We start from the raw sequence: 24340 nt of genomic DNA, 5'->3' as shown, positions 1-24340 counted from the left end.
GGTCGTCAGTCCTCCTCGCGTTCCTTCTCCGCCAGGTGGATCACGCAGACCGCCACCGCGATCAGCAGCGCCGGGTCCGCGTCCTCCCGTACGACGTCCACGCCGTATGTCTCCCGGACGTGCAGCCAGCGGCGCGAGACGACGGCGAGGAGCTCCTCGTCGTACTCGATGGCGAACTCGCGGTCCAGGATCTTGCCGCTGACGTCGAGTTCGGTGCTGCCGTCGGCCAGGGAGACGCGGTAGTGGTTGCGGAGCAGGGACAGGCGTTTGCGTTTGATGCGGGCCAGGGGCTCGCCGTCCCGTTCGATCACCATCGTGTCGCGCAGGGCGAACATCTTCTGGCGGATGTCGATGAGGACGCGCCCGCGCGTGTCCTTCAGCTCGAAGGTGTCGCGCAGCCGCATGGCCTTGCCGTCGACGAGGAAGACCTTGTTGCCCTGGTCGTCCTCGATCCAGTAGTCGTCGCCGAAGCCGAGCAGCCGGTCGCGTACGAGGAATCTCATGCCATGACCGGTTCCCCGGACGCCGGGCCGAAACGCCGCCGGTACTCCGACGGGCTGAGCCCGGTCTCGCGCCGCACGCGCGCGCGGAGGTTGGCCGCCGTGCCGAGTCCGCTCCGCGCGGCCACGACATCGAGGCGCTCCTCGCCCCGCTCGATCAGCCGGCAGGCCAGCGCCACCCGCTCCCCGGTCAGCCAGGCGAGCGGCGTCGTCCCCAGCTGGGCCTGGAAGCGGCGGTGCAGCGTGGCCGGTGAGACGGCCGCGCGGGCCGCCAGGTCCGCCACGGTCAGGGGCTCGCCCAGCCGCTCCTGCGCCCACGCCAGCAGCGGCCCCAGCGACTCGTCGGCCACCTCGGGGATGGGCCGCTCCACGAACTGACGCTGCCCGCCGTCGCGGTGGGCGGCGAAGACGAGGCGGCGGGAGACGGCATTGGCGATCTCGGCGCCGTGGTCGCGTCGTACGACGTGCAGCCCGAGGTCGAGTGCGGAGGCGCTGCCGGACGCGGTGAGGATGTCCCCGTCGTCGACGAAGAGCACGTCCGGCTCCAGCCGTACCTGCGGAAACCGGGCCCGGAAGGAGTCGGCCCACATCCAGTGGCAGGCCGCCCGTCGCCCGTCGAGCAACCCGGCCTCCGCCAGCGTGAACGCCCCCGAGCAGAAGCCGAGCAGACGGGCGCCACGCGCGTGTGCCCGGCGTACGGCGTCCAGGACGCGGGGTGAGCGTGGGGTGGCGGTGTCGGGCCGGTTCGGCACGACCAGGGTGTCCGCCTCCTCAGCGGCTTCCAGTCCGGCAATGTCGGTGAGGGTGAAGAAGCCGTCCCGCATCCGGGTGCGCGGCTCGGCGGCGCACAGGGCGAAGTCGTAGAGGGTCCGCCCGAGTTCGGGCCGCCGGAGTCCGAAGATCTCGATGGCGCAGCTCATTTCGAAGGGGTTGGAGTTCTCGTCGACGACGAGCACCACCCGATGTGGACGCTGAGAGAATCCTTGCGGCATATGCGATTCCTAGCACTCGTGAACCGCCCCGGCCACCCCGGACGATGACGTCATGGAACCCATCGCGCTCTCCGCCGCCCTCGCCTCCTTCACCGAGCCGTGGAGCCCCCGCATCGTCACGGCCGTCAACGACTACGACGTCCGTGTCGCCAAGGTCGAGGGCGACCACGTCTGGCACGTCCATGACCACACCGACGAGTTCTTCCTGGTCCTGGACGGCGAACTGCACATCTCCCTGCGGGAGCCGGCCGGTGAGCGCACGGTGGTCCTGCCGAAGGGCTCGGTCTTCACCGTCCCGCGCGGCATCGAGCACAAGCCGTACGCCCCCGCACCCACCGCGATCCTCCTGTTCGAACCCACCGGCACCCTCACCGTCGGGGACCGCCATGACGACGTACCGGACCATGTGGACGCGACGACCGGGCATGCGCTGAGGTGACTGTCGGTGGCGGGTGGCACCCTTGATCCATGAGCGACTCCGCACCCCGCCGCGTCCGTGTCCGCGCCCCCGAGCTGATCGGCAAGGGCGGCTGGCTGAACACGGGCGAGAAGCAGTACAGCCTGGCCGACCTGCGGGGACGCATCGTCATTCTGGATTTCTGGACCTTCTGCTGCATCAACTGCCTGCATGTCCTCGACGAGCTGCGCGAGCTGGAGGAGAAGCACCGCGACACCGTCGTCGTCATCGGCGTGCACTCGCCCAAGTTCGTGCACGAGGCGGAGCACGGGGCGGTGGTGGACGCCGTGGAGCGGTACGGGGTCGGGCATCCGGTGCTGGACGATCCCGAGCTGGCCACCTGGAAGCAGTACGCGGTACGGGCCTGGCCGACGCTCGTCGTGATCGACCCGGAGGGGTACGTCGTCGCGCAGCACGCCGGTGAGGGCCATGTGCACGCCATCGAGCGGCTGGTGACCGAGCTGGAGGCGGAGCACGAGGCGAAGGGCACGCTGCGGCGCGGGGACGGGCCCTATGTGGCGCCGGAGCCGGAGCCGACCGTGCTGCGGTTCCCGGGGAAGGCGCTCGTGCTGCCCTCGGGGAACTTCCTGGTCAGCGACACCACCCGGCATCAGCTCGTCGAGCTGGCGGCGGACGGGGAGAGCGTCGTACGGCGGATCGGGTCCGGGCGGCGCGGCTTCGAGGACGGGTCCGCCGGCGCCGTCTCCTTCAACGAGCCGCAGGGACTCGCGCTGCTGCCGGACGGCTCCGTCGTCGTCGCCGACACCGTCAACCACGCCCTGCGCCGGCTCGACCTCGCCACCGGCGCGGTGACCACCCTCGCCGGCACGGGGCGGCAGTGGATGCAGGCCGACGCCACCTCGGGTCCCGCGCGTGACGTCAACCTCTCCTCCCCCTGGGACGTCGCCCACTGGAACGGCAAGGTGTGGATCGCCATGGCCGGCGTCCACCAGCTGTGGACGTACGACCCGGAGGAGGGGACGGTCTCGGTCGCCGCCGGCACCACCAACGAGGGACTTGTGGACGGGCCCGCCGAAGAGGCCTGGTTCGCCCAGCCCTCCGGGCTCGCCGCCACCCCGGAAAGGCTCTGGCTCGCCGACTCCGAGACGTCCGCCCTGCGCTGGGTCGACCCCGGCGGCACCATCCACACCGCCGTAGGCACCGGGCTGTTCGACTTCGGTCACCGCGACGGCGCAGCCGAACAGGCCCTCTTCCAGCACCCGTTGGGCGTCACCGCGCTCCCCGACGGCTCGGTCGCCGTCAGCGACACCTACAACCACGCCCTGCGCCGCTTCGACCCGGCGACCGGCGAGGTCACCACCCTCGCCACCGACCTGCGCGAGCCCAGTGACGCCGTGCTCGTCGGCGAGGACATCGTGGTCGTGGAGTCCGCCCGGCACCGGCTGACCCGGCTGCGGCTGCCGGAGGAGGCCGTGAAGGTGGCCTCGGTCGCTCATCGCACGCAGCGGGCCGCCACCGAAGTGGCCCCCGGCGAGCTCCGGTTGGACGTCGTCTTCCAGGCGCCCGCCGGACAGAAGCTCGACACCCGCTACGGCCCCTCGACCAGGCTGCTGGTCTCGTCGACCCCGCCCGAGCTGCTGCTCGACGGAGAGGGAGAGGGCGCGGGCACCGATCTCTCCCGCACCCTGCGCCTCGATCCGGCCGTCGGGGAGGGTGTGCTGCACGTCTTCGCGATGGCGGCGAGCTGCGACGACGACCCGGAGAACGAATACCCGGCCTGCCATGTCCACCAGCAGGACTGGGGCGTCCCGGTCCGCCTCGTCGAGGGCGGGGCGGACCGGCTGCCCCTGGTGCTGGCCGGGATGGACCCCGACCAGCGCGACCAGTAGGCCGATAAGGCCACTACCGGCGACGCGGGCGCGGGGCCAGCTTGTAGAGGGCCACGCCCGCGGCCGCCAGGGTGGTGGCCGTGACGACCAGGGCCATGCTGTTCATCCACAGGCCGGTCGCGGCCAGGGTGGCGCCTCCGGCACCGGTGGTGCCCGCGCCGATCACTCGTCCGTACATCGTGCTTCTCGCTTCTCTCGGTTGAGGGTTGAGGGTTAGGTTGCGACCCACTTCTCCTCGCTGCGGCGCAACATCCCCCACAGCGAGGTGAAGTAGACGGCGTGCTGAAAGAGGTCGTAGAGCATCTCCGGGACCATCAGCGCCGCGACCAGGACGGCCCTGGGGCCGGCCCGCCGTACGGAGACCGTCTTCTCGACGACGAAGATCAGGCCGATCCCCGTCCAGAACGGGGAGAAGCCCGGCCAGCCGTACAGCGTGGTGAACGTGGTCATGTAGACGAGGTAGACCAGGAACGACAGCGCGCCGAAGCCCATCAGGACCTGCTGGGCGAAGTAGCGGGCGGTGACCTTGGTCCAGCCGTAGTCGCGCAGGTTCTCCAGGGCGCCGCGCTGCCAGCGCAGCCGCTGGTGCCAGAGCTTGCCCAGCGTCGGCATGACCTCGGTGGTGACCGCGCAGCCGGCCGGGGACATGGCCCGGTAGCCGAGGGTCTTGACCGCCTTGGTCATCTCGTCGTCCTCGGTGAGCGAGGCGAGGCTGTAGTAGCCGCTGCCGCCGCCGATCACCCCGGCGCGGCGGGCCGCCCGCACCTCGCGCAGCACCCGGGCGCGGAACATGGTGCCGGTGCCGGTGAGGACCTGGGCCTTGCCGCCGGTGCGTTCCAGTTCCCAGGCGTAGCGGTGGAACTCCATGCGCTGGAGCAGACCGAGGAGGCCGCCGCCCTCCTCGCCGTAGAAGACCCCGCCGACGGCGCCGACCTTGCGGTTGAAGGTGGCGAGGGCGGTCTCGGCGAACCAGGGGTCGAGGACGGTGTCGGCGTCCTGGACCAGCAGCAGGTCACGGTCGTCGAGGTGGGGCAGCATCCAGGCGATGGCCTGGTTGAGGGCGCCGGCCTTCTTGTGGGTGTTGCCCTGGGTGTGGAACACCTGGGCGCCGTGCGCGACGGCGATCTCGGCGGTGTCGTCGGTGCAGTTGTCGCAGACCACCACGACGAGGTCGGGGCGCCGGGTCTGGTCGCGCAGGCCGTCGATGGCGGCGCCGATGCGGTCCGCCTCGTTGTGCGCCGGGATCAGGACGGCGAGCCGGGGGCGGGTCGGCGGCTCCTCGGGGGCCGCGTGGGCACGGCGGGCCGCGTGGCGACCGCTGGGCGCCGCGAGGTCGAGCACTGCGGGCCCCCTGGTGCGAAGTCTTGCGAGGACGAGACCCGGTAACGCTCACCCCCCGGGACCTCTGAGTCCTCACAAGTCTTCACGAAATCACTACAAGCAGACAAGCAGTCCGGTGTAACGGACTGCTCACGGTTGTCTGGATATTTCCTGTGAGACCCGTTTGTGACGGGCTGTCAGTAAGGCGGCTCCCTCCGGGTCCGCCCCTCCTCGTCGATGACCGGCGTGGTGGGCGGCACCACGACCCGCCTGCGCCGCGCGATGCTGCTGAAGGTGCTGACGCCGATCAGCCCGACGATCATCAGGATGATGCCGACCAGATCGAGGTTGACCCCCTGCATGTCCCAGTCGGTCGCGAACGTGAGGATGGCTCCCGCGGCGATGAGGATGATGCATCCGCCGAGGCCCATGAGTGTCGCCTCCCCTGCATGAAGTTTCCGTCAGGGGCGGGTAACCAGGCGTGCGGAAACTATCCCTCCAGGAACGCCACCAGCGCGTTCGCCAGCAGGTGCGGGTCGTCCGCGCCGCACAGTTCGCGGGCGCTGTGCATCGACAGGATGGCGACGCCGATGTCGACCGTCTTGATGCCGTGCCGGGCCGCGGTGATGGGGCCGATGGTGGTGCCGCAGGGCATGGAGTTGTTGGAGACGAAGGACTGGAAGGGGACGTCGGCCTTCTCGCAGGCGGCGGCGAACACCGCGCGGCCCGAACCGTCCGTCGCGTACCGGTTGTTGACGTTGACCTTGAGGATCGGGCCGCCGTTGACCCGCGGGTGGTGCGTCGGGTCGTGCCGCTCGGCGTAGTTGGGGTGGACCGCGTGGCCGGTGTCGGAGGACAGACAGACGGTGCCCGCGAACGCTCTCGCCCGGTCCTCGTACGACCCTCCGCGCGCGAACACCGAACGCTCCAGCACACTGCCGAGCAGCGGCCCGTCCGCACCGGTGTCGGACTGCGAGCCGTTCTCCTCGTGGTCGAAGGCGGCGAGTACGGGGATGTAATCGAGGTCCGAGCCGGCCGCGACCGCGGTCAGCGCGGCCACCCCGGCGTGCACGGACAGCAGGTTGTCCATGCGTGGCCCGGCCACCAGCTCCTTGTCGCGGCCCAGGTAGGCGGGCGGTTCGACGGAGTGGACCATCAGGTCCCAGCCGGTGACCTCGCCCGCGCCGAGCCCTTCCTCCTCCTCCAGGAACGCGATCAGATCGCCCTCGCGGACGTCGTCGCCGAGCCCCCAGATGGGCTGCAGATGCCGCTGCTTGTCGAGCTTGAGCCCCTCCGCCGACACCGAGCGGTCCAGGTGGATGGCGAGCTGCGGCACCCGCAGCAGCGGCCGGCCCACGTTCACCAGCCGCGTCGAACCGTCCCGCAGGGTCAGCCGGCCGGCCAGGCCCAGGTCGCGGTCGAGCCAGGAGTTCAGCAGCGGCCCGCCGTAGATCTCCACCGCCACCTGCCGCCAGCCGTGCGCCCCGGCGTCCGGCAGCGGCTTGACCCGCAGGTTGGGGGAGTCGGTGTGCGCGCCGACGATCCGGAACGGCGTGTGCGCCTCGGCGCCCTCGGGGACGTACCAGGCCACGATCGCGCCACCGCGCAGCACGTACTTGCCGCCGCTGGTCCCGTCCCAGGCGTCCGTCTCGGCGACCTGCCGGAAGCCGGCCTTCTCCAGCCGCTCGGCGGCGTTCGCCACGGCGTGGTACGGCGACGGGCTCGCCGCCAGGAAGGTCATGAGGTCGTCGGTGTGGCCGCGGTCGAAGCGGGAGGGTTCGCTCATGGGGTTCACCTTAACGACGAAGGGATTCACCTGGACGACGTACGAGAGCCCGCTCCCGGTGCGGGGAGCGGGCCCTCAGGAGAGCTGTGCTGATGTGTCCTAGAACGCGGCCTCGTCCAGCTCCATCAGGTCCAGCTCGACGTTCTGGGCGAGCTTGCGCGCACCCGTGACACCCGGCAGGACGTTGGCCGCGAAGAACTTCGCAGCCGCGATCTTGCCGGTGTAGAACGCCTTGTCCTTGGCGGAGGCGGTCTCCAGCTTCTCGGCGGCGACAGCCGCGCCCTTGAGGAGCAGGTAGCCGACGACCACGTCACCGGAGGCCAGCAGCAGCCGGGTGGTGTTCAGGCCCACCTTGTAGATGTTCTTGACGTCCTGCTCGGTGGCCGCGAGGTCGGTCAGCATCAGACCGACGATGGCCTCCAGCTCGACGGCCGCCTTCGCGAGGTGCTCGCGGGCGCCGGCCAGCTCCTCACCGCCGGTGCCGAGCGCCAGGAACTTCTTGATGTCCTCGGCGAGACCGTTCAGGGCCGCGCCCTGGTTGCGGACGATCTTCCGGAAGAAGAAGTCCTGGCCCTGGATCGCGGTCGTGCCCTCGTACAGGGTGTCGATCTTGGCGTCCCGGATGTACTGCTCGATCGGGTACTCCTGGAGGAAGCCGGAGCCGCCGAAGGTCTGGAGCGACTGGGCGAGCTGCTCGTAGCCCTTCTCGGAGCCGTAGCCCTTCACGATCGGCAGGAGCAGGTCGTTGAGCGCGTGCTCGGCCTTGGCGTCCTCGCCCGCGGCCTCCTTCACCGCGATCGCGTCCTGGATCGAGGCGGTGTACAGCACCAGGGCGCGCATGCCCTCCGCGTACGCCTTCTGCGTCATCAGCGAGCGGCGGACGTCCGGGTGGTGCGTGATGGTGACCTTGGGCGCGGCCTTGTCACCGAAGGCGGCGAGGTCGGAGCCCTGGACGCGCTCCTTGGCGTACTCCAGCGCGTTCAGGTAACCGGTCGACAGCGTCGAGATCGCCTTCGTGCCGACCATCATGCGGGCGAACTCGATGATGCGGAACATCTGGCGGATGCCGTCGTGCTTGTCGCCGATCAGCCAGCCCTTGGCGGGGTGCTGGTCGCCGAAGGTCATCTCGCAGGTGTTGGAGGCCTTCAGGCCCATCTTGTGCTCGACGTTCGTGGCGTAGACGCCGTTGCGCTCGCCCAGCTCGCCGGTCTCGAAGTCGAAGAGGTACTTCGGGACGAGGAAGAGGGACAGGCCCTTGGTGCCCGGACCGGCACCCTCGGGACGCGCGAGGACGTAGTGGAGGATGTTCTCCTCCATGTCGTGCTCACCGGACGTGATGAACCGCTTCACGCCCTCGATGTGCCAGGAGCCGTCCTCCTGCTGGACCGCCTTGGTCCGACCGGCGCCGACGTCCGAACCGGCGTCCGGCTCGGTCAGCACCATGGTCGAGCCCCAGGTCTTCTCCACGGCGATCTGGGCGATCTTCTTCTGTACGTCGTTGCCCTCGTCGTAGAGGATGCCGGCGAACGCCGGACCGGAGGAGTACATCCACACGGCCGGGTTGGCGCCGAGGATCAGCTCCGCGTACGACCAGATCAGCGACGGCGGGGCCACCGTGCCGCCGATGCCCTCGGGCAGGCCGAGGCGCCAGTACTCGGAGTCCATGAAGGCCTTGTAGCTCTTCTTGAAGGACGCGGGGACCGGCGCGGTGTTGGTCTCCGGGTCGAAGACCGGCGGGTTGCGGTCGGCGTCCGCGAAGGACTCCGCCAGCTCGTTCTCCGCGAGGCGCGTCAGCTCGTCGAGGATGCTCTTCGCGGTCTCGACGTCCATCTCCTCGAAGGGGCCCGTGCCGTACAGCTTGTCGCGGCCGAGTACTTCGAAGAGGTTGAACTCGATGTCGCGGAGATTCGACTTGTAGTGCCCCATGGCGACGGCTCCCTGGAGAGACGGGCGAGGCACTGGATCCTCGCGCTAGTTCACGTACCGACAAGTAGCTTCGATACGATGATGCTACCCGCCGGTAATAAATCGCAACCCCGATCCGGCCATCTTTGACTCCTCACCCTGCTGAGCAGGGGATTCCTGGCTCAGGCGGCCTCTGGGAGCGGCGCTCCCAGAGGTCTTACGCCCTCGGCGCCAGCCGGGGTGAGACCAGCCCGGACCAGCATCACGCGGGCGGAGTTCTTGTCTCTGGGAGAGACGGCTCCGCACGCGGTGCAGGTGTAGGTGCGTTCGGACAGCGGCAGGGCGTGCTTGGCTCTCGCTCCGCACCGTGCGCAGTCCATGGTGGTGTGGGCCGGGTGCACCAGGTGCACGATCCGGCCGTGCTTGCGGGCCATCTCCAGCAGGGCCTTCTTAGTGGCGCCGATCGCCGCGTCGGCGGCCTTGCGCGCCATGGACGACCTCGCCAGGAACCTGGGCTTGAAGTCCTCGACCGCGATCGCGTCGTGGTCCGCCACGACCTTCCTGGCCCATTTGCGGGCCGTGTCCTGCCGCTGCCGGGCGATTTTGGCGTAGGTCTTCGCCCGACATTGTTTCGCCTGGCGGTAGCCCTTGGAGGCGGCCTGGCCCTTCTTCGGCTTGCGGCGGGCCATCATCCGGTCGTATCGGCCCAGTTTGGCGCGGGCCTTCGTACCGTGCTGCGGGTGGGGGAGGTCGTGGCCGTCGGAAGTGGTGGTCGCGATCTCGCGTACGCCCCAGTCGATGCCGAGCACCTGGCCGGTCCCGGGCAGCGGCTGCACCTCGGCCGGGACCACGAAGCTTGCGTACCAGTGCCCCAGGCTGTCCTGGTACACGCGCACGCTGGACGGGGCGGCGGGCAGCTGCCGCGACCACACCGGCGTCACGACGATGCCGCCCGCGAGGTGCAGGCGGCCGTCCTTGAGCCGGAACCCACGCCGGGTGTAGTTCAGGCTCGGCAGCGCCTCGCGCTTGGTCTTCCAGCCCGGCATCCCGGCCCGCTGCCGCTGCGGCAGACGTTCCTTGATGTCTTTGAGTGACTTCGCCCTCGACTTGCCGAAGTCGCGGATGATCTGCTGCTGCGGCACCGAACTGCCCTCGGCCAGCCACGGCGTGCTGCGGCGGGCCTCGGTCAGCATCCTGTCCAGCTGGGCCGGACCGCACGTCTGCTTGCCGGTGCCGTCGGGCCGGGTCCTGTTCTGGGCGTGGACCTGCTTGGACTTGGCCACTGACTCGTTCCACAGCCACCGGCACCGGTCCCACTCCGCCCGCAGCGCGACGAGCGCGGTCGACGACATCCGCAGCCGGAACGTCCACCGCGCATGCCGGGCCTCCTCTGCGACCGCTCCCGTCGAACCCTCACCCCCTCCGCAACCCCGGACCGAGCATCCGCGGCCTGCCGACATCTTGGAATGAGACCGTAGGTGCGACAGCCGCACACCCGTACCCCGATCGCGCGACCGCCACTCCGACCAGCGATCATTGGTACGCGCGTTCGCATTCTCTGACCCCGGCGGACAGGGATTCGGGCGCTCTACGCACGAGCCTGAGGCGGCGGCACCAGGTGAACCCCCTCCGTACCGGACCACTCGCCCCGGCCGCTCGGTACGCTTGCGCCCATGTACGGCTACGACCAGAGCGCGGGTACGCAAGCGCAGTACGCCACGCCACAGCAGCAGATGCCGGGCGGGTACGGCCAGCAGCCGCCGCTGTACCCCGAGCCGTCCCCGCCGTCCCTCGCGGACGCGGTACGCGCCTTCACCACCGGCCAGCTCGCCGCCGAGGACTTCCAGCAGGTCTTCGCCACGTCCAAGGTGTACTGCCCGCGCGGCGACAACCCCGGCTTCCTCGCCCTGCACAACACCCAGCAGCCGGTGATCCCGATGTTCACCTCGCTCAAGGAACTGCGCCGGTACGCGGGCAAGGAGTCCAAGTACTTCGTGATCACCGGCGCCGAGGTGATCGACCTCCTGCCGACCGGGTACGGCTTCGTCCTCGACATGGAGGGCGAACACCGGATGGTGTTCGACGCGAAGGCCGTCGAGCAGATGGTGGAGTTCGCGATGCGCCGGATGTACGGCTAGCCGCTGCCCGGCGGAGGAAAAACCTCCACTGGATTGTCACAGTCATGCCATAGAGTGCCCCTGGCAGCCGCGCCCCGCACGCCACACCGCCCTCCGGGCGGTCCGCGTCCGGGTGCCGCGCGGCGCTCTCAGTCTCCCGGCGACCCCGGGATCTCTTGTGGGGGTTCACACCTGTGCGCATGCGCAGCACATCCACCGCGACGGCGCTCGCGGTCCTCTTCAGCTCCGTCGCGCTGACCGCCGTGACGGCCGGGACGGCCTCGGCCGCCACCACCACGGTCGGCTCGCCCGGCGGCCTCGCCGTCAGCGACTCGCTCAAGCGGGTCTTCGTCGGCGACAGCGCCAACGGCCGGATCTTCGCCGCCGACTACAACGGCAACCAGGTCGACTCCGTGACCGCCGGCGTCGAAGGCGTCTCCGAACTGGCGCTCTCCGACGACGGCACCACCCTGTACGCCGCCCTGCGCGGCACGCACGAGATCGTGGCCCTCGACCCGGCCACCCTGGACATCAAGACCCGCTACCCCGTCGCCACCGGCACGGGCCCCACGCACCTCGCGTTCGCCGGCGGCAAGGTCTGGTTCTCCTACGGCGACCAGTGGGACGGCGACCTGGGCTCCGTCGACCCGGCCGTGGACCCCGCGAGCGGCACCGACCCGGTGGCGCTCGCCCAGCTCCCGACCGAGGGCACCGGCTCCGGACTGTGGGGCCAGGCCCTCCTCGACACCGACCCGCTGCGCCCCGGCCTGCTGGCCGTCGGCGAGACCGGTGACTCCTCCGGCACCCTCGCCGTCCTCGACGTATCGGGCGCGACCCCCAAGGTGACCGCCTGGCACGACACCTCGTACGCCCTGACGAACGGCGTCTACGACGTCGACCTCGTCCCCGGCGGCGACCAGGTGCTCGTCAACGGCACCGACCGGGACGCCTTCGCCAACGGCACCTTCACCAAGGCCGGCGCCTACCCCGCCGGACAGGGAGCCGACATCGGGCCCGGCGGCCTGATCGCCCAGACCTCTGGCACCCAGGTCGCGATCTACCGGCCGGACGCAACCAAGCCGGTCCGCACCTACACCCCGGGCACCGGACCCGTGAACGACGTGGCCTGGGCCCCGGACAGCTCGCGCGTCTTCGCCCTGGTCAACTTCAGCAACGGCTACACGCTCAAGGTGTTGACCCAGCCCACGCTCAGCGTGCCGACCCTCACGGTCAGCGCCCCCGCCACGGCCCCCCGAGCCAAGCAGCTCACCGTCAAGGGCAAGATCTCGGCCTCGGTGCCGCTGCCGGCCGGCGCGCAGCTGTCGGTCACCCGCACCGACCTGGAGAGCCCGAACGGCAAGGCGCTGCCGTCGGTGACGGTCAAGGCGGACGGCACGTACTCCTTCACCAACACCCCGCCCGCCGGCGGCAAGGTGAAGTACACGGTGAAGTACGCGGGCGACACCGCCCACACGGCCGTCAGCGCCTCCGACACCGTCGACGTCTCCCGCGCCTCGACCTCGCTGAGCCTGAACAACAACGGCAAGCTGTACTCGTACGGCGCCGACGTGAAGTTCACCGCGCACCTCGGGACGACGTACAAGAACCGCTCCGTCTCGATCTACGCCGACCCCTTCGGCAGCGACAAGGGCAAGAAGCTGATCAAGACCGGCACGGTCAACTCCGACGGCAACATCAGTGCCTGGGTGGACATGACCCGGGACACCGCCGTCACCGCGGTCTTCTCGGGCGACTCCCGCTACAAGCCGAAGACCGTCAAGTCCACGGCCTACGCCAAAGTCAAGATCTCCACCGCCGTCTCCAAGCACTACAAGACGGCGAAGATCGGCTCGACGACGTACTACTGGTTCCACAAGAGCACCGACCCGCTGCTCACGACGACGATGACCTACTACCCGGGCCGCCAGCAGCGCTTCGACCTCCAGGTCTACTACCAGGGCACCTGGTACTCCTCGGACTCGGAGTACTTCCCGCTCGGTACGAGCGGCAAGTCGGCCGTGTCCCTCGGGGCACCCGGTGAGTCGGGCATCCGGGCGCGGATGCGGTCGGTGTACGTCAACGGCTCGTCCGGCGACACCGTGAACTCGACGACGTACGGGTCCTGGAAGTACCTGTACTTCAGCAACTGACGCGGGTCAGGCCCGCGTGGTGGAGCCCGGAGGGAATGTCCTCCGGGCTTCTGCCGTTAGGGGTGGCAGAAAGTTCAATGCTCAACTAAACTGGTCGCACCAAGGAGGTACCGACATGCCTGCAGTGACCGTCGAGAACCCACTGACGCTTCCCCGCGTCGCCGCCCCCGCGGACGCCGTGGCCCGTCCCGTACTCGCCGTCACGACCGCGCCGAGCGGCTTCGAGGGCGAGGGCTTCCCGGTGCGCCGAGCGTTCGCCGGGATCAATTACCGGCATCTGGATCCGTTCATCATGATGGATCAGATGGGAGAGGTGGAGTACGCGCCGGGCGAGCCGAAGGGGACTCCCTGGCACCCGCACCGGGGCTTCGAGACCGTCACCTACATCATCGACGGGATCTTCGACCACCAGGACAGCCAGGGCGGTGGCGGCACCATCACCAACGGCGACACCCAGTGGATGACCGCCGGCTCGGGCCTCCTCCACATCGAGGCGCCGCCGGAGTCGCTGGTCATGTCCGGAGGGCTCTTCCACGGCCTCCAGCTGTGGGTCAACCTCCCGGCCAAGGACAAGATGATGGCGCCCCGGTACCAGGACATCCGCGGCGGCAACGTCCAGCTGCTGACGACGCCCGACGGCGGCGCGCTGCTCCGGGTCATCGCCGGTGAGCTCGACGGCCACCAGGGTCCCGGCATCACCCACACCCCGATCACGATGATCCACGCGACGCTGGCACCGGGCGCGGAGATCACGCTGCCGTGGCGCGAGGACTTCAACGGCCTCGCGTACGTGCTGGCGGGGCGTGGTTCCGTGGGTGCCGAGCGGCGTCCGGTCCAGATGGGGCAGACGGCCGTCTTCGGTGCCGGCGGTTCCCTGACGGTCCGTGCGGACGAGAAGCAGGACTCCCACACGCCGGACCTCGAGGTCGTCCTCCTCGGCGGACAGCCGATCCGTGAGCCGATGGCCCACTACGGCCCGTTCGTCATGAACACCCGCGAGGAACTCCAGCAGGCGTTCGACGACTTCCAGAAGGGCCGGCTGGGGACGATCCCCGCCGTGCACGGAATGTCGGAGGGCGGCCTGTAAGGCGCACCGGTTCCCCGGCTCTCCAGGGCCCGAATCCGCAAGCTCGGTCTGCGGATTCGGGCCCTTGCCGTACTACGAGAAGTGATTCAGCCCTGCTCAGCGAACGCCAGGATGTCGGGGAGCGCTTCGCGGAGGGTGGGGAAGCGGCGGTGGGGGCCTTCGGGGGCGGTTGCGGTGTTCACGCTCCATACCTGCATTCCGGCGTTCAGGCCTGAGCGGATTCCGGAGGGGGCGTCCTCTATGACCAGGCAGTCCTCGGGGGGTGCGCCCAGGTGGGTGGCGGCCTGGAGGTAGGGGGTGGGGGACGGTTTGCCCTCGGGCACCGCTGCCGCGTCCACTATCAGGGACGGTAGAGGGAGGCCGGTGCGCTGGAAGCGGCCGCGGACTCGGTGTTCGTAGTTCGAGGTGACCAGGGCCCAGGAGTCCGGGGGGAGGGCGTGGAGGAGTTCGGAGGCGCCGTCGAAGGCTGAGTAGACGCCGGATCTGACGTCGGCGTCCTCCAGTTCGTGCAGAGTCGCCAGGCAGTGTTGGGGGTTCTGGTTCGGGGCGACCTGGGCGAACGTTTCCAGGGGGCGGGTGCGCAGGGCCACCTCGTAGACCTCGGTCGGGTTCAGGTCGTAGCGCTCCGCCCAGGTGGCCCAGACCCGGCGTTGGTTGTTCACCGCGTCGATCAAGGTGCCGTCCACGTCGAACAGGACGTACTTCCGGCGGCCGGGGTGGGAGGGTTCGCTCGTCACCTGTTGATCATGGCAGGTGGCCGTGGGCCGGTTCGAGGGCTCGTTCGGCTGCTTCTGCGCGACACCGGAACTGACGTATGGCCAGATGGGAGCATGCAGGAACCGTCGACTGCGCTGCTCCCGGCCCCGATTCGTCGTATCGCCGCCTGGTGTGCCGTGGTGCTGCTTGTTGCCGGGGTCGTGTACGTCGGCATCCGGCTGTGCGCGGAGTTCCGTACCGCTGTCGTGCCGGTGCTGCTCGCGCTGCTCGGGACCGCGTTGCTCGGGCCGTTGCACCGGTGGCTCATCAAGGTCAGGGTCGGGCGGTCGCTGGCCGCCGGGCTCACCTGTGTGGCGGTGGTCGGCGTGGTCGGTGGGGCCGTCTACATCGTCGTCGCGGCGCTCATCGACACCGGCGACGAGATCGTCGCCTCGCTCAAGGACGCGGCTCAGGGGATCGCCGATCACTTCGGGGCGGCCGGGACCTCGCTCGATGATCTCGCCTCCAACGCCAAGGAGTTGCTGAGCAAGTTCGGGGGGACCGCCGCGTCCGGGGTCATCAGCGGGGTGAGTGTCGTCGGGGAGGCCCTGGCGATGGCCGTCCTCGCGCTTTTTCTCGTCTTCTTCTTTCTGCGGGATTCGCATCGGGCCGTGGGTGCGCTGCGGTCGGTGGTTCCCGCCTCCTCCGGTGATCTCGTCGAGGCCATGGCGCGGCGGGCCTTCGAGGCGATGGAGGGGTTCATGCGGGGGACCACCCTCATCGCGCTCATCGATGCCACCTGCATCGCCGTCGGGCTGCTGATCCTGGACGTGCCGGGTGCCGTGGGGCTCGGGGCGCTTGTGTTCGTCGGGGCGTACATCCCCTATCTCGGCGCGTTCATCTCGGGGGCCGTCGCGGTGCTCGTCGCGTTGGCCGACCGTGGGTTCGTCATCGCCTTGTGGGCGTTGGGAGTCGTGCTCGCCGTGCAGGTGCTGGAGGGGCATGTGCTGCAGCCCGTCATCCAGAGCCGTACCGTGCAGATGCATCCGGCGGTGGTGATGCTTGCCATCACCGCGGGGGCGTCCGTGTCCGGGATTCTCGGGATGCTGCTCGCCGTGCCGCTGACCGCCGCCGCGTTCGGGATCGCGCACGAGCTGAGGGAGCGTTACGCGGGCGCGGAGGACTCGTCCGCCGTCGACTCGTAGAGCTCGAACCAGATGCTCTTGCCCTCGCCCCGCGGGTCGACTCCCCAGGCGTCGGCGAGGAGTTCGATGAGCATCAGGCCGCGGCCGGAGGAGGCGAGTTCGCCGGGGCGGCGTTTGTGGGGGAGGTCGTCGCTGGTGTCGGTGACCTCGATGCGCATACGGCGGCTGCCGGGGCCCTCGCCGTGGACCTCGGCGAGGAGGAGCGCGTCGGCGTCCGTGTGGACGAGGACGTTCGTCAGCATCTCGGAGAGGAGCAGGACGGCGGAGTCGATCTGGTCCTGGGAGGGCCAGTCGTGGAGGAGTTCCCTGAGCTGTTCGCGGGCCACTCCCACGCGTTCCGGTTCCGCCTGGGCCACCGAGAGCATCGTGCGGCGGACCTGGGGCGGGGTGACCGTGTCGCCGCAGCCGCAGCCGTCTCCCTCGCGGTGCAGGAGCAGGACCGCTATGTCGTCCTCGCGGCGGTCGGTCAGGGGGCCCGGGGTGTGGTGGGAGGAGGGGCCGTGGACCGCCTGGACCAGGGCGTCGGCGAGTTCCTCGAGGTCGTCGCCCTTGTGTTCCTCCAGGATGGTGCGGACCCGCTGCCAGCCCGTGTCGAGGTCGTGGCCGCCGGTCTCCAGGAGGCCGTCCGTGCAGACCATCATCGTCTCGCCGGGTTCGAGGGTGAGCCGGGTGGTGGGGTAGTCGGCGTCCGGGTCGATGCCGAGGGGGAGGCCGCCGTCGGTGCGGCGGGCTATCACCGTGCCGTCGGCCATGCGGATCGCCGGGTCGGGGTGGCCGGCGCGGGCGATGTCGAGGGCGCCGGTCCTGGGGTCGACCTCGGCGTAGAGGCAGGTCGCGAAGCGCAGGTCGCCGGGGTCCTGGTCGTCGTCGTACGTCATGCCGTGCAGGAACCGGGAGGCGCGGGAGAGGACGGCGTCGGGGCGGTGGCCCTCGGAGGCGTAGGCGCGCAGCGCGATGCGGAGCTGGCCCATCAGGCCCGCCGCGCGGACGTCATGGCCTTGTACGTCGCCGATGACGAGGGCGAGGCGGCCGTTGGGCAGCGGGATCATGTCGTACCAGTCGCCGCCGACCTGGAGGCCGCCGCCGGTGGGGACGTAGCGGGCGGCGACGCTCATGCCGGGTATCTCGGGGCCCAGCTTGGGGAGCATGGAGCGCTGGAGGCCGTCCGTCAGCTCGCGGGCGGATTCCGCGGCCTCGGCGCGGGAGAGGGCCTGGGCGAGCATGCGGGCGACGGTGGTGAGGACCGAGCGCTCGTCGGGGGTGAAGGCCACCGGGTAGGTGAAGGCCGCCATCCAGGCGCCCATGGTGCGGCCGGCGACCGTCAGCGGCAGGAACGCCCAGGACTGGCGGCCGAAGTGGGCGGCCAGCGGCCAGGTGACCGGGTAGCGGTCGCGGTAGCGCTCGGGGCTCGACAGGTACACCGCGCGGCCGGTGCGGACGACCTCCGCCGCCGGGTAGTCCGTCTCCAGGGACATGTGGGAGAAGGGGCCTTCGTCGCCGGGCTGCTGGCCGTGGTGGCCGATGATCTTCAGGCGGTCGCCCTCGACGCCGAAGACCGCCAGGCCGTCGGGGGAGAAGCCGGGCATGGAGAGGCCGGCGGCGACGCGCAGGACCTCTTCCGTGGAGCGGGCCTCGGCCAGGGCGCGGCCCGCGTCCAGCAGGAACGCCTCGCGGGAGCGGCGCCAGTCGCCGGTGATCGCGGTGCTGCTGCGGGCCGCCGCGGTGGTCGGCGAGGGCTCGGTGACCTCCTGCATCGCGCCGATCAGGACGAAGGCGCGGCGCTCGGCGTCGTACGACGGCTTGGAGCGGCTGCGTACGACGCGGATCACCCGGTTCTGCTCGTCCATGATCCGGATGCGGACCTCGGCGAGGGTGCCCTCGGCGACGGCGAGCTGGATCACGCCCGTGATCTCGTTCCAGTCCACGGGGTGCATGCGCGCGCGTGCCTGGACCTCGGTGAGGGTGGTGGCCTCGGCCCGCAGTCCGAGCAGCCGGGCTGCCTCGGCGTCCACGGTGACCAGGCCCGTCGCGGTGTCCCAGTGCCACAGGCCGGTAGCGAGGGCGGAGAGGACCTCCCCCACGGCGGGCAAGGGCTCACCAGTGCGCATTGCCCCACTGTAAGAAGAGGTGATCGCACCGTGCCACTGATGGCCCATGCATGCATACGACGTAAATGGTGGAGAGGCGATCTTGGGGCGGCCGGTACCCTTGGGAGGTCCGGGCACCATGGCCCGTTCCTGTCGGGGAGTGACCCTCGGCACACGCCCACACTGTAAGGACGATGAACGACGATGCATCGGTACAGGTCCCACACCTGCGGCGAGCTCCGCTCCTCTGACGTCGGCACCGACGTCCGGCTGAGTGGCTGGCTGCACAATCGGCGCGACCTGGGCGGCATCCTCTTCATCGATCTGCGCGATCACTACGGCATCACGCAGCTGGTCGCCCGCCCGGGCACCGAGGCCTACGAGGCGCTGGACAAGGTCTCCAAGGAGTCCACGGTCCGTATCGACGGCCGCGTTGTTTCACGTGGAACCGAGAACGTGAACCCGGATCTGCCGACCGGTGAGATCGAGGTCGAGGTGAGCGAGGTCGAGCTGCTCGGCGCCGCCGCCCCGCTGCCGTTCACGATCAACACCGAGGACGGGGTCAACGAGGAGCGGCGTCTGGAGTACCGCTTCCTCGACCTGCGCCGCGAGCGCATGCACAAGAACATCATGCTGCGGTCGTCGGTCATCGCCTCGATCCGCTCCAAGATGGTGGCCCTCGGCTTCAACGAGATGGCGACGCCGATCCTGTCCGCCACCTCCCCGGAGGGCGCGCGTGACTTCGTGGTGCCGTCCCGTCTGAACCCGGGCAAGTTCTACGCCCTCCCCCAGGCTCCGCAGCAGTTCAAGCAGCTGCTGATGATCTCGGGCTTCGACCGCTACTTCCAGATCGCGCCCTGCTTCCGTGACGAGGACGCGCGCGCGGACCGCTCGCCGGGCGAGTTCTACCAGCTCGACGTCGAGATGAGCTTCGTCGAGCAGGAGGACGTCTTCCAGCCGATCGAGAAGCTCATGACCGAGCTGTTCGAGGAGTTCGGCAACGGGCGTCATGTGACCTCGCCGTTCCCGCGGATCCCGTTCCGCGAGGCGATGCTGAAGTACGGCTCCGACAAGCCGGACCTGCGCGCCCAGCTGGAGCTCGTCGACATCACCGACATCTTCGAGGGCTCGGAGTTCAAGGCCTTCGCCGGCAAGCACGTGCGCGCGCTGCCGGTGCCGGACGTCTCCGCCCAGCCGCGGAAGTTCTTCGACCAGCTCGGCGACTTCGCCGTCACGCTGGGTGCGAAGGGCCTGGCCTGGGTGCGTGTGGCCGAGGACGGTTCGCTCACCGGCCCGATCGCGAAGTTCCTCACCGAGGAGAACGTCGCCGAGCTGACCAAGCGGCTGTCGCTGGCTGCCGGACACGCGGTGTTCTTCGGCGCGGGCGAGTTCGACGAGGTCTCGAGGATCATGGGCGCGGTGCGGGTCGAGGCCGCCAAGCGTGCCGGGCACTTCGAGGAGAACGTCTTCCGGTTCTGCTGGATCGTCGACTTCCCGATGTACGAGAAGGACGAGGACACCGGCGCGATCGACTTCTCGCACAACCCGTTCTCGATGCCGCAGGGCGGTCTCGAGGCCCTGGAGACCCAGGACCCGCTGGACATCCTGGGCTGGCAGTACGACATCGTCTGCAACGGTGTCGAGCTGTCCTCCGGCGCGATCCGGAACCACGAGCCCGAGATCATGCTGAAGGCCTTCGAGATCGCGGGCTACGACCGGGAGACCGTCGAGGAGAAGTTCGCGGGCATGCTCCGCGCGTTCCGCTTCGGCGCCCCGCCGCACGGCGGCATCGCCCCCGGCGTCGACCGCATCGTGATGCTCCTCGCCGACGAGCCGAACATCCGCGAGACCATCGCCTTCCCGCTCAACGGCAACGCCCAGGACCTGATGATGGGCGCGCCGACGGAGCTGGAGGAGGCGCGGCTGAAGGAGCTGCACCTGACGGTGCGCAAGCCGCAGCCGAAGTAACAAGCGGACAGGAAGGGCTCGAAACCGGCGTCGGTTTCGAGCCCTTTCGCTTGCGCCCCCTGATTCACAGCTCCCTCCGATGTTCCTGCCGGATCTCCCGCCCCTAGCGTCCCGGGGCATGACGGGAACTCAGAAAGCAGACGACAGAGGGCAGTTGAGGCGCAGGACCGTCCTGGCGGCCGGTGGTGTGACGGTGACCGCGGTGGGGGTGGGCGGCGCCTTCACCGCTACTGCGTCCGCGGGCGAGGAGACGGCCGGGGCCGACGCCTGCTACAAGCTGACCTCGGAGACCACCGAGGGCCCCTACTACATCGACGCCGACAAGATCCGCAGGGACGTCACCGAGGACCGGGAGGGCATTCCGCTGCTCCTCGCCCTCAGGGTGATCGACAACGAAACGTGCCGGCCGATCCGCGATGCCGCGGTGGACATCTGGCACTGCGACGCGGTGGGTGTGTACTCGGGGTACGAGGACATGGGCAACGGGGGTGGCGGGGGCGGCGGGCCGGCGCCGACGGAATCGCCGACCGGTACGCCCACCGACGCCCCCACCGGTCCTCCCCCGGGCGGTGGCGGCGGGCATCAGGAGCCGACCGACGACACCCGCTATCTGCGCGGCACCTGGCGGACCGACAGGCACGGGCGGGTCGCCTTCCGGACGGTGTTCCCGGGCTGGTACCGGGGCCGTACCGTGCACATCCATGTGAAGGTGCACGTCGACGGCGCGTGGACGGACGCCGGGTACGAGGGCGGGCACACCTGCCACACCGGGCAGTTCTTCTTCGACGAGGAGTCGGTGCTCGCCTCGGCGGCCGTGGAGCCGTACGCCTCCAACACGGCGGAGCGGACCACGCTCGACGAGGACACCATCTACGACGGCAGCGGCACCCAGGGTGGCCTGCTGAAGCTGCGGTACCGCAAGGACGACATCGCGAAGGGCGTGCGCGGGTCGATCACGGTCGGCGTGGACCCCGAGGCGACGAACGACGGCACCTGAGCCGACCGGGCCCCGCTTCCCCGGCCCGTCTGCGGCCGTGAGGGGGCGGGGCTCTCCTCATTGTGTCCATACATGTGGACGTCTGAACAACCCATTGACCCGCACTGTCGCCCTTCGTAAGGTCGCGCAGATACGTGAAGGCAGTTCATGTATGTGTACAACCATCGTGGGAGACAACGATGTCAGAACCCGAGAGCCGCGCCGTCGGCAAGTTCCTCCGCCGGATGATGCCGCTGCTGGTGCTGATGCTGCTGGTCAACAATCTGGACCGGACGAACATCGGGTTCGTCCAGGACGAGCTACAGGCCGATGTCGGGGTCAGCGCCACCGCCTACGGGCTCGGCGCGGGCCTGTTCTTCATCGGGTACGCCCTGTTCGAGGTGCCCAGCAACATGCTCCTCGAACGCTTCGGGGCCCGGGTCTGGCTGACCCGGATCATGATCACCTGGGGGCTGGTGATCGTGGCGATGTGCTTCATCCACAACGTCACGATGTTCTACGTCCTGCGCTTCCTGCTGGGCGTCGCGGAGGCCGGGTTCTTCCCCGGCGCCATGCTCTACATGACCCAGTGGCTGCCCGACGCCCATCGCGGGCGGGCCGGCGCGATCTTCCTGGGCGGGTCGGCCGCGGCCGGCATCGTGACCGGGCCGATCACCGGGGCGCTGCTGGAGCTGCACGGGGCGCACGGGATCGCCGGCTGGCGGTGGATGTTCGCTCTGGAGGGCGTCTTCTCGGTCGTCGTCGGGATCGTCGCCGGGTTCTTCCTCGTCTCCCGCATCGAGGACGCGCGCTGGCTCGCCGCCGACGAGAAGGCGGCGCTGCGCGCGGCGGTCGCCCGCGACGAGGACGTCCGCAGCCGGGCCCCGCGCACCTCCCGGCTCCGGCTCGTCCTCCACCCCCAGGTCGCCCTGCTCACCGGGGCGTTCTTCGCGATGACGCTCACCGGGTACGCGATCACGTTCTGGCTGCCGAGCCTCATCGAGGAGATCGGCGGGCTGTCGTCCTTCGAGGTCGGGCTGCTGTCGGCGATCCCGGCGGTGTGCTCGATGATCGCCATGTACGCGATGAGCCACTTCACCGACCGGGCACCCGACCGGCGCCCCTATCTGGCGGTCACGCTCGTCCTCGCCGCGATCGGCACGTTCCTCGCCACGCTCGGCTCGCCGTGGTTCGGGCTCGCCGCCGTCACGCTCGCCGGGGTCGGCTCCAAGTGCGCGGCCACGTTGTTCTGGCCGATGGCACAGTCCGGCCTCGATCTCAGGATCGCCGCGCCGGGGCTGGCACTGATCAACTCCATAGGAAATCTCGGCGGGTTCGTCTCGCCCTTCCTCTTCGGCTATCTCAAGGACACGACCGGCAGCACCAACGGCGGCCTCTACACGCTGTCGGCGGCGTCGCTCCTCGCGGTGGTCGCGGCGCGCTACCTCCGCGGTGCGCGGGCCGCGGACGCGACCGCGGGGACGGTCGGCGCCACCGTCGTAGCGGGACCGACTCCCAAGTAAGGCAAGGCTCACCTGGTGTTTCCCTGTGAGGGGGTCACAGCTCTCGCCTGTGGCCCTCCCAGTCTTCTTACCTAACTTCGGTGCCCATGACGGGAAACCAGCAGGGCAACGAACCGAAGCACAGGCGGGATCTGACGCGGCGCAAGGTCGTCGTGGCGGGTGCGGGTGCCGCCGTCGCGGTGGGGGCGGGCGCGGCGCTCGCCTCGGGTGCGTTCGCCGACGAGACCACGGACAGCGCCTCCGCCTCCGCGAGCAGCACCGGTTCCGCCGCCGAGACGTGCTACAAGCTGACCTCGGAGACCACCGAGGGGCCGTACTACATCGACGCCGACAAGATCCGCCGGGACATCACCGAGGACAAGGAGGGCATCCCGCTCGTCCTGAACCTCAAGGTGATCGACGCCGAGACGTGCAAGCCGATCGCGAACGCGGCCGTGGACATCTGGCACTGCGACGCGCTGGGCATCTACTCGGGGTACGAGAGCATGTCGTCCGGCGGTGGCGGTGGCGGCATGCCGACCGACGCCCCCAGCGACGGCGCCACGCCCACCGGTGAGCCGCCGTCCGGCGCGCCCTCCGGTGGCACCGGCGGCTCCATCCACGAGGAGCCCACCGACGACGAGCGCTATCTGCGCGGTACCTGGAAGACGGACAAGCACGGCAAGGTCACCTTCAAGACCATCTTCCCCGGCTGGTACCAGGGCCGCTGCGTGCACATCCACACGAAGGTGCACGTCAACGGCGAGTGGACGGACGCCGGTTACGAGGGCGGCAACACCTGCCACACCGGCCAGTTCTTCTTCTCCGAGGAGTCCGTGCTCGCCTCCGCCGAGGTCGAGCCGTACTCCACCAGCACCACCACCCGCACCACGCTCACCGAGGACACCATCTACGACCAGAGCGGCACCGCGGGCGGTCTCCTCAAGCTGAAGTACGACAAGAAGCACATCGCCAAGGGCGTCGTCGGCTCCATCACCATGGGCGTCGACCCGGACGCGGAGAACGACAACACCACCATGTGACACCGCGCGGATGACAGGGCGCCCGGGACGGTCAAGTCCCGGGCGCCCTTTGCGCGGTGGCCCCTTACAGGCCCAGCGACAGGTAGGTCGCGTCCAGTTCCGCCACGTCCAGGCCGGCCGCCTGACGGACCAGGCGGATCGCGCGGTAGATCTGGTTGATGTGGGCGATGTCGTGGCCGACCACCTTCTTGATCATGACCTCCATGGTCTCGCCGCCCTGCTCGCCGTGGTGGCCGGTGCGCTGCCAGTCCTCGGGCGGCAGGGCCGCGAGCAGGGCCACGTTGGAGGCGCGCAGGCCGGTCCAGGCGTCGAGCATCTGGCGGAACGGGAGGCGGGGCAGCGGGGCCCACTTCTCCTCGTCGTAGCCGGGGTAGACCGGGGCGTCCTCGGTGGCGACCAGGCGCCAGCGGAAGCCGTAGACGATGTCGACGTCGAAGAGGTGCCCGACGGTGAACGCGGCCGGCCACTCCCCCTCCTCCGGGACCGTCTCGGCGAGCTCGGTCGGCAGGTCCGCGAAGAGCCGCGCGGCCCACACCGGGGTCTTGGCGAGGACGTCGAACGGGTCGCGCTCGGCGGCGACTTCGAGGAGCGCGGTGACGTATGCCGCCGGGTCCTCGGTCGCGGAGGGGATGTCAATGCGGGGAACTTCGGTGCTGCTGACGGTCATCGGGGTCTCTCTGGTGTGAAGTGACGGGTGGT

General features: G+C 69.8%; 21 protein-coding genes. 10 read left to right on the top strand and 11 right to left on the bottom strand.

The genetic code is table 11. The annotated features are described in order from the left end of the window. Nucleotides 1–5 precede the first annotated feature (5 nt). Nucleotides 6–503 carry an LURP-one-related/scramblase family protein gene (locus tag IQ210_RS10565; RefSeq protein ID WP_194078650.1) on the bottom strand — a complete coding sequence of 166 codons (498 nt, stop codon included), beginning with the start codon at nt 501–503 and terminating at the stop codon, nt 6–8. Next, entirely contained in the window at nt 500–1492 is a 993-nt protein-coding gene (locus tag IQ210_RS10560; RefSeq protein WP_194078649.1) for a GlxA family transcriptional regulator, read from the bottom strand. The genes IQ210_RS10565 and IQ210_RS10560 overlap by 4 nt, the downstream gene beginning before the upstream one ends. Nucleotides 1493–1544: 52 nt before the next feature. Here IQ210_RS10560 and IQ210_RS10555 point away from each other — a divergent pair, with 52 nt between their 5' ends. Then, the gene (locus IQ210_RS10555; protein ID WP_194078648.1) at nt 1545–1931 is read left to right on the top strand and encodes a cupin domain-containing protein; all 387 of its coding nucleotides are present in this window, start codon (nt 1545–1547) and stop codon (nt 1929–1931) included. 29 nt (nt 1932–1960) lie between these two features. Then, complete coding sequence (locus tag IQ210_RS10550; RefSeq protein ID WP_194078647.1) at nt 1961–3799, top strand: thioredoxin-like domain-containing protein; 1839 nt, start codon at nt 1961–1963, stop codon at nt 3797–3799. Between the two features lie 13 nt (nt 3800–3812). On the opposite strand, the gene IQ210_RS10545 is transcribed toward IQ210_RS10550, so the two are convergent. The 6 genes from IQ210_RS10545 to IQ210_RS10520 all read right to left on the bottom strand — a co-directional run bounded on the left by IQ210_RS10545 (nt 3813) and on the right by IQ210_RS10520 (nt 10162). Next, nucleotides 3813–3977: a hypothetical protein gene (locus tag IQ210_RS10545; RefSeq protein WP_165951232.1), complete on the bottom strand. Its 165-nt coding sequence runs from the start codon at nt 3975–3977 to the stop codon at nt 3813–3815. Nucleotides 3978–4012: 35 nt separating this feature from the next. Next, on the bottom strand, nt 4013–5140 hold the full coding sequence (locus IQ210_RS10540; protein WP_256783140.1) for a glycosyltransferase: 1128 nt from the start codon (nt 5138–5140) through the stop codon (nt 4013–4015). 176 nt (nt 5141–5316) lie between these two features. Next, on the bottom strand, nt 5317–5550 hold the full coding sequence (locus IQ210_RS10535) for a DUF6458 family protein (RefSeq protein WP_194078646.1): 234 nt from the start codon (nt 5548–5550) through the stop codon (nt 5317–5319). A 59-nt stretch (nt 5551–5609) separates the two neighbouring features. Continuing rightward, nucleotides 5610–6905, bottom strand: a complete 1296-nt coding sequence (locus IQ210_RS10530) for a M18 family aminopeptidase (RefSeq protein ID WP_194078645.1) — start codon at nt 6903–6905, stop codon at nt 5610–5612. Between the two features lie 99 nt (nt 6906–7004). Next, on the bottom strand, nt 7005–8831 hold the full coding sequence (locus IQ210_RS10525; protein WP_194078644.1) for an acyl-CoA dehydrogenase: 1827 nt from the start codon (nt 8829–8831) through the stop codon (nt 7005–7007). Between the two features lie 161 nt (nt 8832–8992). Next, a complete protein-coding gene (locus IQ210_RS10520) occupies nt 8993–10162 on the bottom strand; it encodes an RNA-guided endonuclease InsQ/TnpB family protein (protein WP_194078643.1) in 1170 nt (389 codons plus the stop codon). A 321-nt stretch (nt 10163–10483) separates the two neighbouring features. Here IQ210_RS10520 and IQ210_RS10515 point away from each other — a divergent pair, with 321 nt between their 5' ends. From IQ210_RS10515 to IQ210_RS10505, 3 genes are all read left to right on the top strand, one after another. Beyond that, entirely contained in the window at nt 10484–10948 is a 465-nt protein-coding gene (locus tag IQ210_RS10515) for an SseB family protein (protein WP_194078642.1), read from the top strand. A gap of 179 nt (nt 10949–11127) precedes the next feature. Next, on the top strand, nt 11128–13077 hold the full coding sequence (locus tag IQ210_RS10510; RefSeq protein ID WP_194078641.1) for an Ig-like domain repeat protein: 1950 nt from the start codon (nt 11128–11130) through the stop codon (nt 13075–13077). 115 nt (nt 13078–13192) lie between these two features. After that, a complete protein-coding gene (locus IQ210_RS10505) occupies nt 13193–14164 on the top strand; it encodes a pirin family protein (RefSeq protein ID WP_126273168.1) in 972 nt (323 codons plus the stop codon). An 86-nt stretch (nt 14165–14250) separates the two neighbouring features. On the opposite strand, the gene IQ210_RS10500 is transcribed toward IQ210_RS10505, so the two are convergent. After that, nucleotides 14251–14901: an HAD family hydrolase gene (locus IQ210_RS10500; protein ID WP_194078640.1), complete on the bottom strand. Its 651-nt coding sequence runs from the start codon at nt 14899–14901 to the stop codon at nt 14251–14253. Nucleotides 14902–14994: 93 nt separating this feature from the next. On the opposite strand from IQ210_RS10500, the gene IQ210_RS10495 reads away from it, so the two are divergent. Beyond that, a complete protein-coding gene (locus IQ210_RS10495; RefSeq protein ID WP_194078639.1) occupies nt 14995–16065 on the top strand; it encodes an AI-2E family transporter in 1071 nt (356 codons plus the stop codon). Here the strand turns inward: IQ210_RS10495 and IQ210_RS10490 are convergent. Next, entirely contained in the window at nt 16026–18173 is a 2148-nt protein-coding gene (locus tag IQ210_RS10490; protein WP_194078638.1) for a SpoIIE family protein phosphatase, read from the bottom strand. The two genes, IQ210_RS10495 and IQ210_RS10490, sit on opposite strands and share 40 nt — an antisense overlap. 183 nt (nt 18174–18356) lie before the next feature. Here IQ210_RS10490 and aspS point away from each other — a divergent pair, with 183 nt between their 5' ends. The 4 genes from aspS (at nt 18357) to IQ210_RS10470 (ending at nt 23641) form a co-directional block, all read left to right on the top strand. Further along, nucleotides 18357–20120 (top strand): aspartate--tRNA ligase, encoded by a 1764-nt coding sequence (aspS, locus tag IQ210_RS10485; protein WP_194078637.1) that lies wholly within the window; start codon nt 18357–18359, stop codon nt 20118–20120. A 118-nt stretch (nt 20121–20238) separates the two neighbouring features. Then, complete coding sequence (locus tag IQ210_RS10480) at nt 20239–21117, top strand: intradiol ring-cleavage dioxygenase (RefSeq protein ID WP_194078636.1); 879 nt, start codon at nt 20239–20241, stop codon at nt 21115–21117. Between the two features lie 179 nt (nt 21118–21296). Further along, complete coding sequence (locus tag IQ210_RS10475; RefSeq protein ID WP_194078635.1) at nt 21297–22619, top strand: MFS transporter; 1323 nt, start codon at nt 21297–21299, stop codon at nt 22617–22619. Nucleotides 22620–22705: 86 nt separating this feature from the next. Next, nucleotides 22706–23641, top strand: coding sequence for an intradiol ring-cleavage dioxygenase (locus IQ210_RS10470; protein ID WP_194078634.1), 936 nt, complete (start codon nt 22706–22708; stop codon nt 23639–23641). Between the two features lie 64 nt (nt 23642–23705). Here IQ210_RS10470 and IQ210_RS10465 read toward each other — a convergent pair whose 3' ends face one another. Then, a complete protein-coding gene (locus IQ210_RS10465) occupies nt 23706–24308 on the bottom strand; it encodes a DinB family protein (RefSeq protein WP_194078633.1) in 603 nt (200 codons plus the stop codon). Nucleotides 24309–24340: the final 32 nt, after the last annotated feature.

The sequence above is a fragment of the Streptomyces justiciae genome (assembly GCF_015163075.1).
In the GTDB taxonomy this organism is placed as follows: Bacteria; Actinomycetota; Actinomycetes; order Streptomycetales; family Streptomycetaceae; genus Streptomyces; species Streptomyces justiciae.
The sequence above is the reverse complement of the archived record's forward strand: the minus strand, read 5'-3'. Positions and strand labels throughout refer to the sequence as shown.

Excerpts from the sequence above, each read along its gene's own strand:
- IQ210_RS10475 (WP_194078635.1), top strand. The coding sequence starts at position 21,297 with ATGTCAGAACCCGAGAGCCGCGCCGTCGGCAAGTTCCTCCGCCGGATG.
- IQ210_RS10510 (WP_194078641.1), top strand. The coding sequence starts at position 11,128 with ATGCGCAGCACATCCACCGCGACGGCGCTCGCGGTCCTCTTCAGCTCC.
- IQ210_RS10555 (WP_194078648.1), top strand. The coding sequence starts at position 1,545 with ATGGAACCCATCGCGCTCTCCGCCGCCCTCGCCTCCTTCACCGAGCCG.
- IQ210_RS10480 (WP_194078636.1), top strand. The coding sequence starts at position 20,239 with ATGACGGGAACTCAGAAAGCAGACGACAGAGGGCAGTTGAGGCGCAGG.
- IQ210_RS10515 (WP_194078642.1), top strand. The coding sequence starts at position 10,484 with ATGTACGGCTACGACCAGAGCGCGGGTACGCAAGCGCAGTACGCCACG.
- aspS (WP_194078637.1), top strand. The coding sequence starts at position 18,357 with ATGCATCGGTACAGGTCCCACACCTGCGGCGAGCTCCGCTCCTCTGAC.
- IQ210_RS10565 (WP_194078650.1), bottom strand. The coding sequence starts at position 503 with ATGAGATTCCTCGTACGCGACCGGCTGCTCGGCTTCGGCGACGACTAC.
- IQ210_RS10535 (WP_194078646.1), bottom strand. The coding sequence starts at position 5,550 with ATGGGCCTCGGCGGATGCATCATCCTCATCGCCGCGGGAGCCATCCTC.
- IQ210_RS10560 (WP_194078649.1), bottom strand. The coding sequence starts at position 1,492 with ATGCCGCAAGGATTCTCTCAGCGTCCACATCGGGTGGTGCTCGTCGTC.
- IQ210_RS10520 (WP_194078643.1), bottom strand. The coding sequence starts at position 10,162 with ATGTCGTCGACCGCGCTCGTCGCGCTGCGGGCGGAGTGGGACCGGTGC.
- IQ210_RS10470 (WP_194078634.1), top strand. The coding sequence starts at position 22,706 with ATGACGGGAAACCAGCAGGGCAACGAACCGAAGCACAGGCGGGATCTG.
- IQ210_RS10530 (WP_194078645.1), bottom strand. The coding sequence starts at position 6,905 with ATGAGCGAACCCTCCCGCTTCGACCGCGGCCACACCGACGACCTCATG.
- IQ210_RS10495 (WP_194078639.1), top strand. The coding sequence starts at position 14,995 with ATGCAGGAACCGTCGACTGCGCTGCTCCCGGCCCCGATTCGTCGTATC.
- IQ210_RS10465 (WP_194078633.1), bottom strand. The coding sequence starts at position 24,308 with ATGACCGTCAGCAGCACCGAAGTTCCCCGCATTGACATCCCCTCCGCG.
- IQ210_RS10505 (WP_126273168.1), top strand. The coding sequence starts at position 13,193 with ATGCCTGCAGTGACCGTCGAGAACCCACTGACGCTTCCCCGCGTCGCC.
- IQ210_RS10550 (WP_194078647.1), top strand. The coding sequence starts at position 1,961 with ATGAGCGACTCCGCACCCCGCCGCGTCCGTGTCCGCGCCCCCGAGCTG.
- IQ210_RS10525 (WP_194078644.1), bottom strand. The coding sequence starts at position 8,831 with ATGGGGCACTACAAGTCGAATCTCCGCGACATCGAGTTCAACCTCTTC.
- IQ210_RS10490 (WP_194078638.1), bottom strand. The coding sequence starts at position 18,173 with ATGCGCACTGGTGAGCCCTTGCCCGCCGTGGGGGAGGTCCTCTCCGCC.
- IQ210_RS10545 (WP_165951232.1), bottom strand. The coding sequence starts at position 3,977 with ATGTACGGACGAGTGATCGGCGCGGGCACCACCGGTGCCGGAGGCGCC.